The sequence below is a fragment of the Halobacterium sp. CBA1126 genome, assembly GCF_009741975.1.
Taxonomy (GTDB): domain Archaea; phylum Halobacteriota; class Halobacteria; order Halobacteriales; family Halobacteriaceae; genus Halobacterium.
Window position 1 is genome coordinate 22,987 of sequence record NZ_WPCF01000024.1, and the last position, 8,155, is coordinate 31,141.

General features: G+C 67.6%; 9 protein-coding genes. 2 read left to right on the forward strand and 7 right to left on the reverse strand.

Annotation, left to right across the window (positions count from 1 at the left end; translation table 11 throughout):
• Positions 1-35: 35 nt before the first annotated feature.
• Positions 36-239 (reverse strand): hypothetical protein, encoded by a 204-nt coding sequence (locus GJ634_RS05270; protein ID WP_157500898.1) that lies wholly within the window; start codon positions 237-239, stop codon positions 36-38.
• Between the two features lie 525 nt (positions 240-764).
• On the opposite strand from GJ634_RS05270, the gene GJ634_RS05275 reads away from it, so the two are divergent.
• Entirely contained in the window at positions 765-2,111 is a 1,347-nt protein-coding gene (locus GJ634_RS05275) for an RNase J family beta-CASP ribonuclease (RefSeq protein ID WP_157500900.1), read from the forward strand.
• 51 nt (positions 2,112-2,162) lie between these two features.
• Here the strand turns inward: GJ634_RS05275 and GJ634_RS05280 are convergent, their stop codons facing one another.
• Both GJ634_RS05280 and GJ634_RS05285 read right to left on the reverse strand, forming a co-directional pair.
• On the reverse strand, positions 2,163-2,561 hold the full coding sequence (locus GJ634_RS05280; protein WP_157500902.1) for a hypothetical protein: 399 nt from the start codon (positions 2,559-2,561) through the stop codon (positions 2,163-2,165).
• Position 2,562: 1 nt separating this feature from the next.
• The gene (locus tag GJ634_RS05285; protein WP_157500904.1) at positions 2,563-3,207 is read right to left on the reverse strand and encodes a hypothetical protein; all 645 of its coding nucleotides are present in this window, start codon (positions 3,205-3,207) and stop codon (positions 2,563-2,565) included.
• 706 nt (positions 3,208-3,913) lie between these two features.
• Here GJ634_RS05285 and GJ634_RS05290 point away from each other — a divergent pair.
• Complete coding sequence (locus GJ634_RS05290; protein WP_157500906.1) at positions 3,914-5,353, forward strand: replication factor C large subunit; 1,440 nt, start codon at positions 3,914-3,916, stop codon at positions 5,351-5,353.
• On the opposite strand, the gene GJ634_RS05295 is transcribed toward GJ634_RS05290, so the two are convergent.
• From GJ634_RS05295 to GJ634_RS16895, 4 genes are read right to left on the reverse strand one after another with little or no spacing between them, the layout of a single operon-like run.
• Positions 5,354-6,298 (reverse strand): amino acid ABC transporter permease, encoded by a 945-nt coding sequence (locus GJ634_RS05295; RefSeq protein WP_157500908.1) that lies wholly within the window; start codon positions 6,296-6,298, stop codon positions 5,354-5,356.
• Complete coding sequence (locus GJ634_RS05300; protein ID WP_157500910.1) at positions 6,295-7,041, reverse strand: amino acid ABC transporter ATP-binding protein; 747 nt, start codon at positions 7,039-7,041, stop codon at positions 6,295-6,297. Before GJ634_RS05300 ends, GJ634_RS05295 begins: the two co-directional genes overlap by 4 nt.
• A complete protein-coding gene (locus GJ634_RS05305) occupies positions 7,041-7,727 on the reverse strand; it encodes an amino acid ABC transporter permease (RefSeq protein ID WP_157500912.1) in 687 nt (228 codons plus the stop codon). Before GJ634_RS05305 ends, GJ634_RS05300 begins: the two co-directional genes overlap by 1 nt.
• A 5-nt stretch (positions 7,728-7,732) precedes the next feature.
• Positions 7,733-8,143 carry a transporter substrate-binding domain-containing protein gene (locus GJ634_RS16895; protein WP_394350873.1) on the reverse strand — a complete coding sequence of 137 codons (411 nt, stop codon included), beginning with the start codon at positions 8,141-8,143 and terminating at the stop codon, positions 7,733-7,735.
• Positions 8,144-8,155 lie beyond the last annotated feature (12 nt).

Genomic DNA, 8,155 nt, shown 5'->3' on the forward strand with positions numbered 1-8,155 from the left:
ACGGCGCGAACGACCGCTCGCGGCTCGCGGAGCGGTCAGAGCTTCCCGGACTGCCGGAGGGCCGACATCTGGGACGCGGTGAGAATCGTCGCCCCACAGTCCGGACACGTCACGTCCCGGACGTTGTGCGGGGACAGGTCGGCGTCGCGGCTCCGGAACTCGCAGTCCGGGCACTCGACGCCGGTCGCTTTCCCACCGAGGAAGACGACACGCTCGCGAACCGCGTCATCTAGTGGCACCTCGGACGGTACGCACGCCCTCGGAAAAGGAACTGTGTTCCCGGAACGAGTACGGGATTCCGGTACGCATATTCCGGACTCCGACCCGCCCGTTAGTCGCCTTCGAGCTGGTCGACGAGGCCGTCCGAGCCGCCGTCTCGAACTGCGTCGCCCTCGTGGCCGTTCTCGTGGACGTCAACTCCCCCGTGCCCGTAAGAGAGCGAGGCGACGCGGCGACTCGACGACGAGTGCGGCGTCTACTCGATCAAGCCGTTCCGCGAGTAGCAGCTGCCTGCCGTCCGGTCGGGACTCCCGAACTCGGCCGTGAGTGACAGCGACTCCTTTCACGGGGTATTTACGCCGTGCCCGTGTCGCTACAGGTAACCGAAACACGCGTCGTCCCCGAGTCGGGTGTCCGCGCTAGCTGCACACAGTCATCGGCCGTCACGCGCGGCCGGGTGCTGTTTTCGCTCGCGTTCGTTCCCTACTCTCCTCTCTCGGGCGTTCTCCTCGCGGAGTACTGGGACTGCTCTGATCGGACCTACTATGGAAATCGAAATCGCGACAATCGGCGGCTACGAGGAAGTCGGTCGGCAGATGACTGCGGTCCGTGCCGGTGACGACATCGTCGTCTTCGACATGGGACTGAACCTCTCGAAGGTACTGATTCACGACAACATCCAGACGGAGGGCATGCACTCGCTGGACCTCATCGACATGGGTGCGATTCCGGACGACCGCATCATGAACGACCTCGAGGGCGACGTGCAGGCTATCGTACCGACGCACGGCCACCTCGACCACATCGGCGCGATCAGCAAGCTCGCGCATCGCTACGACGCGCCCATCGTCGCGTCGCCGTACACGCTGGAGCTCGTGAAAGGGCAGATCGAGGGCGAGCAGAAGTTCAACGTGAACAACGACCTCGTGGAGATGGAGGCCGGCGAGACGATGGACATCGGCGAGCGCTGCGAACTCGAGTTCGTCAACGTGACTCACTCCGTCATCGGCGCCATCAACCCCGTGCTCCACACGCCGGAAGGTGCAGTCGTCTACGGGCTGGACAAGCGCATGGACCACACGCCGGTCATCGGCGACCCCATCGACATGGACCGGTTCCGGGAGATCGGCCGCGAGGGCGAGGGCGTCCTCTGCTACGTCGAGGACTGCACGAACGCCAACCGGAAGGGGCGCACGCCCTCCGAGAGCGTGGCGCGCAGTCAACTGAAAGACGTCATGCAGAGCGTCGAGGAGTACGACGGCGGCATCGTCGCCACGACGTTCGCGAGCCACATCGCCCGCGTCAAGAGCCTCGTGGAGTTCGCGAGGGACATCGGCCGCGAGCCCATCCTGCTCGGCCGTTCGATGGAGCAGTACTCGGGGGCGGCGGAACGCATCGGAGCCGTCTCGTTCACGAACGACCTCGGGATGTTCGGCCACCGCAAGAGCGTCGACCGCGCCTTCGAGCGCGTGATGAACGAGGGCAAGGAGAACTTCCTGCCCATCGTGACCGGCCACCAGGGCGAGCCCCGCGCGATGCTCACTCGCATGGGTCGCGGTGAGACTGCGTACGATCTCGAAGACGGTGACAAGGCCATCTTCTCGGCGGGCGTCATCCCGGAGCCGACCAACGAGGGCCAGCGCTACCAGAGCGAGCAGCTGCTCCGCATGCAGGGCGCCCGCATCTACGACGACGTCCACGTGTCCGGCCACCTCCGGCAGGAGGGGCACTATCAGATGCTGGACGCGCTCCAGCCCGAGCACGTCATCCCCGCCCACCAGAACATGGAGGGGTTCTCGGGCTACGTGAACCTCGCGGAGAGCCAGGGGTACGAAGTCGGTCGCGACCTCCACGTGACCTCGAACGGCAACACCATCCAGCTCGTCGAGTGACACTCCCGAGACGGAGGAGATAGCGCCGGAACCCCGGTTTCGGGGTGCGTGCTACAGGAGTCCGTCGACGGTCCGTCGAAGCGACTGCAGAACGGATTCGTCTCGGAACGACTTGATCGTTCGTTGGACTGCGTCGGTACTCGGGTCGGACGCGGAGAGTTCGTCGCCCTCGATCTGCCGCGTGAGGTGAACGACGAACGACTCGGCCGCCGACGCCACTGCCCGACGTGAGTCGTACTTGTCGACGAGATAATCGTGGCGGACGTTCGTCGGCGTCTCCGTGGAGAGGCGGAGGCTGTACGCGCCGCCATCCGAGGCGTCCGCGCTGATTGTAACGATGAACGTCGTGCCAGTCGATGCCCGGTAGGAGAGTTTCGTGGGCGAGTCACGTCGGTCGGCGGTCGGCTGGCGGCGCCACGCGTCCGGGAGGTCGATGTCGAAGCGTGTCATACTAGTGTTGGGTCGTCGGTTCGTAGTCGAGGGTGGGCTGGTCGGCAGCGAGGTCGTGAGCCCAGAGGACACCGTCGACGTGTTCGGCAAGCGCAGCGAGCGTGGCTTCGTCGTGGTTCGTGTAGTCGAAGCCGAACAGGCAGAGCCCGGACGCCGTCCGGAACGAGCGGACTCGTTCGAGGACGGTCGTGACGCGTTCGACGGTGGCGGTGTCGAGTATCGGCGAAAGGTCGCGGACGACGAGGTGGCGGCGGGCCGGCGACTGAATCGAGCGGTCCGTGAGGTCGGCGAGCGCGACGAGGAGGCGTTCGAGGTCCCCCGGGCCGGTCGTGGAGAGGACCGGAATTTCGTCGTACGGCGCGCCGTACGCGGGGCGGGTTCCCGTCGCGTCGACCAGTTTGAGAGCGGGGCGTTCGCTGACGCCGGTCCGAGCGGCGAACGCCTCGATCGTTCGCGTCGCGGGCGTCGCCGCCGTGACGACGACAGCCGTGTCCGAACCGGTTCCGAAGGTCGCGAGCGCTTCGAGGCCGACGTCGTAGTCAGTGGGCGGGCCGGCCGTGGCGACGAGAACGGTCGCGCCGGTCTCGAAGACGGCGGGGAACTGGCCGCCGTATCCGTCGTCGACGCGTGCGTCGCTGCTGTCCATTCGGCTTACCGGCCTCCGTGACGTACTGCGTCGGTCGTCGTCCCCGCGAGAGCGGCGAGTGTCTGCTCCGGGTAGGAGCGCGCCTCACGGGACGGGCAGACGGCGACCCGGATTGGTCTCCGCGCCGCTACAGAGAGGGCCGTCGCGGGAATCGTTCGTTCGGTGAGCGTGCGACCGTAGTCCGAACAGGAGGGGGTCGTTTCGTTCATGAGTGAAGGCGGCCGGGTTGCGTCCCGTCGGGGGCACCCACGGACGAGCCGGAACGGAGACGACGCAGTTGGGAGGCGGCCAGACAGCTCCCGCGGCGCGGCGGACCGATTGGGGGCGGAGAAAGGACGGGACGGACCCGAGTTAGTGTAAGGTTGTCCTACCGGCACTAAATAGGTTTCGTTGAATCTGCACGAGTATTGGGGAGCCGGTGATAGAGTTGCAAAACCACAACGACTAACGGTGAGGAGTCCACAGGTCGAACCGATACACGCCGTCCAGTTACGCGAATGGGTAGTGGGGGTGTCCGATGACGCCGTCGGTGGCTGAGGACATCGCCACGTGTAACCCGATGAACGTAGCCGTCCACGGACGCCATGCGTGGACTCGCTTTCCTGTTGGTCCCGGTCGGGCGTCTGCTCCCCGACGTGGACCTCCAATCGCGTGCTCCGGTGACCGTCCGCAACCACTAAACGCAGTTCTCGCCTAGTTCGTCGTAATGGTAGACTGGACGGAGAAGTACCGCCCGTCGTCGCTGTCGGAGGTCCGCGGGAACAACAAGGCCCGCGACGCGCTCCGGGAGTGGGCGGACACGTGGGAGGACCACCGGGAGGCCGTCATCCTCCACGGGAGTCCGGGCGTCGGGAAGACGTCGGCGGCCCACGCGCTGGCGGCCGACGAGGGCTGGGACGTCGTGGAGCTGAACGCCTCCGACCAGCGCACGGCGGCGGTCGTCGAGCGGGTCGCCGGCGAGGCCGCGAAGTCCGGGACGCTCGCGGGCGGAACGGGCGGCCGCAAGCTCGTCGTGATGGACGAGGCGGACAACCTCCACGGGAACGTCGACCGCGGCGGCTCCGCGGCCATCACGGACCTCGTGAAGGAGTCCACGCAGCCCATCGTGCTCATCGCCAACGAGTACTACGACATGAGCAACAGCCTGCGGAACGCGTGCCGGGACATCGAGTTCCGGGACGTCTCGAAGCGCTCCATCGTCCCCGTGCTGCGGGACATCTGCCGGCGGGAGGGCATCGAGTACGACGAGGAGGCCCTCGAGGCCATCGCCGAGCAGAACTCCGGGGACCTGCGGTCGGCCGTCAACGACCTGCAGGCGCTCGCGGAGACCGAGGAGACGCTCACGGTCGACGACGTGGTGACCGGCGAGCGCGACCGCTCGGAGGGCGTCTTCGACTTCCTCGACGACCTCATCAAGAACCTCGGCGCGCAGGACGCCCTCGAGGCCGCCTACGACGTCGACGAGACGCCCGACGACCTCGTGAACTGGGTGGAGGACAACGTCCCGAAGGACTACTACGGCGGCGAGCTCGCGGACGCCTACGAGTTCCTCTCGAACGCGGACGTCTGGCTCGGGCGGGTGCGCGCGACCCAGAACTACTCGTACTGGCGGTACGCGACCGACAACATCGCGGCGGGCGTCGCCGCGGCCCGCCGGCACGACCACGGCGGCTGGACGCGGTACGGCCCGCCGTCGTACTGGCGGAAGCTCGGCTCCTCGCGGGCGACCCGGGACAAGCGCGACTACGTGGCGCGCAACGTCGCGGAGGTCAGCGGCACCAGCATGTCGACCGCGCGCCGGAAGATCGTCCCGTTCCTCGCGACGATGACCCACCACTGCAAGAACCGCGAGCTGACGGTGGCGATGACCGCGGCCTACGACCTCGAGGCCGAGCACGTCTCGTTCGTCACGGGCTCCGGGGAGACCACGAACAAGGTCCAGTCGATCGTCGAGGACGCCGAACAGCTGCGCTCGGAGCGCGCCGTCGAACACTCCGGGGGCGCCTTCGAGGGCGAAGCCAGCCTCGAGGACGACGTGGCGGACGAACCGGCGAGCGAGGACGAGTCCGAAACCGAGGACGGCGAGCCCGAGCAGGACGACGAGGAGAGCGACGACGACCAGGCGGGTCTGGACGACTTCTTCTGACTAGTCGGCCGACGTCCGCCCGCCCGCGGAGCCGCCGACGCCGGGAATCGCGACGCGCTTGCGCACCCACTCCATGGTGGTCGTCGCGGACAGCACGAGCAGCACGTAGACGACCGCCGCGAGCAGGAAGAGGTCGAGGAACCGGTAGTTGTCGTAGGCGGCGGCCTCGGCGGCGTGGTAGAGCTCGGCGACCGTGATGAACGACGCCAGCGAGGAGTACTTGACGAGGTAGACGAGTTCGTTCGTCCACGACGGGATGGCGAACCGCAGCGCCTGCGGCAACACGACGTACCGGATCCCCTGAATCTGCGAGAGGCCGATGGCGCGCGCGGCCGTCAGCTGCCCGGGGTCGACGCCCTCGATGGACCCGCGGATGTACTCCGCCTGGTAGGCGGCGCTGTTGATGGTGAAGCCGACGATGGCGACCCAGACCGCCTGCGCGGGGACGACGCTGGTGCCGACGAACGGCACGGCGGCGATCCACCGCGACAGCGGGAGCGCGTAGTACAGCACGAACAGCTGCGCGAGCAGCGGCGTCCCGCGGATGAGTTCGATGAACGCGAGCGACACCCAGCGGGTGACGCGGCCGTAGACGCGGGCGGCCGCCAGCGGCACCGCGAGCACGACGCCGAACGCGATGCCGAGCGTCGTGAGCACGACGGTGAGCCACGCGCCCGCGGCGAGGTCCGGGAGGTACGTCATCGCGAACGAAGCCGACCCGAGGACGTCGCCGGCGACGTCCAGCGGGGCGCCGACGGCGCCGAGACCGGCCGCACTGTCGCGGAGCGCCGCGGCGGCGTCCGCGACGGGCTGGGGGTCGAAGAACGGCTGGCCCACGGGGACGACGACGCCGCCGAACCAGTCGTTGAGCAGGCGAGCGCCGAACCACGCCCAGAAGACGGTCAGTATCCCGTTCCGGACGACCGTCTGCGTGTTCCGGCTCATTGGCCGCCGTGGAGCTGCGTGAGGCGGCTGAGGAACGCCGCGGTGCGTTCGTTCTCGGGGTTCTCGAAGAGCTGTTCGGGCGGCCCCTGTTCGACGAGCTTCCCGTCGTCGAGGAACAACACGTCGGTCGCGGCCTGCTTCGCGAACCCCATCTCGTGGGTGACCACGAGCATCGTCATCCCCTCGTCGGCGAGCTCGCGCATCACTTCCAGCACTTCGCCGATGAGCTCGGGGTCGAGCGCGGACGTCGGCTCGTCGAACAGCATCAGTTTGGGGTCCATCGCGAGCGCGCGAGCGATGCCGACCCGCTGCTTCTGGCCGCCGGAGAGCTCCGCGGGGTAGGAGTTCGCCTGCTCCCGCAGGCCGACCTGTTCGAGCTGCCACGCGGCCTTCTCGGTGGCCTCGCGCTCGCTCAGCCCGAGCACGCGCTTGAGCCCGAGCGTGACGTTCTCGATGGCGGTGAGGTGCGCGAACAGGTTGAAGTCCTGGAACACCATCCCGACCTGCCGGCGGAGGTCGTCGGCGTCCATGTCGTAGACGGACTCCCCGTCGAGGCGGATGTCGCCGTCGTCGATGTCGGTGAGGCGGTTGACGCAGCGCAGCATCGTCGACTTCCCGGAGCCGGAGGGGCCGACGAGCACTTTGACGTCCTGCCGTTCCATCTCGAAGGTGATTCCCTCGAGGACCTGTTCGTCGCCGTAGCTCTGGTGGACGTCGTCGACGTCGAGTAGTGGGTCAGCCATTAGTGGTTACCTCCGGGAATCGCGACGTAGTTGTGGAGCCGTTCGATGCCGCGGTTGACGGAGAACGTCAACACGAAGTAGATGAGCGACGCCGCGAGGAACACCTCGAGGGCGGCGGTCGTCTGGATGGAGAAGAGGTCGTAGCTGCGCTTCAGCAGCTCCGCGACGCCGATGGCGTACGCGATGCTGGTGTCCTTGAGGACGATGGTGAACTCGTTCTGGAACCCGGGCACGGAGCGCCGCAGCGCCTGCGGCAACACGACGTGGCGGATGGCGTCGAGCTTCGAGAGCCCGACGGCCCGCGCGGCCTCCATCTGCCCGCTCTCGACGCTCTCGATGGCGCCGCGGAAGATCTGGCTCTGGTAGGCCGCCGACCGCACGCCGAGCGCGATGGTCGCCGCGGTGAACGCCGGCGATATACCGCCCGCGAAGTACGTCAGGGAGATAATGACGAGGATGGGCGTACCGCGGACGACGACGCCGACCGGGCGGACGACGCCCTTCGAGTACGTGCCCCCGTAGGCTTCCACGACGCCCGCGGGGAGGCCGAGCACGAACCCGAGGAGGATGCTGAAGAACGTCAGCTTGACGGCGAGGACGGTGCCGTCGACGAAGAACTGCCGCTGACGCCAGACGAACTCCCAGTCGCCGAGTTCGGCTTGCAGTACGAGTTGCGTCGGGTCCATCGACGTTATTCGCTAGCGAACCACTCTTCGGTGAGTTCGGCGTACGTGCCGTTGTCCTGGACGGCCTGGAGCCCCTCGTTGAGCGCGCTCTGGAGTTCGTCGTCGTTCTCACGGACGCCGAAGCCGTACTGCTCGCCGGTCTCGATGGTGAAGGAGATGACGACGTCGCGGTTCGCGACGAACGTGCTCCGCGACGGGGCGTGTCGACGATGACGGCGTCGATGTTGCCGTTCGGCGAGGTCCTGGACGGCGAGCACGTAGTTCTCGGTAGGTGTTCGGCCTGCGAGCTGCTGATGGTGCCCTCCTCGACGAGCGCGTCCATCTGGTCCTTCCCGGTGGTGCCGGACTGGGCGCCGACGGGACGGTCCGCGAGGTCGTCGGTGCTCTCGGGCGTGGAAGCTCCCGCCCTCGCGCACGAGGACCGCCTG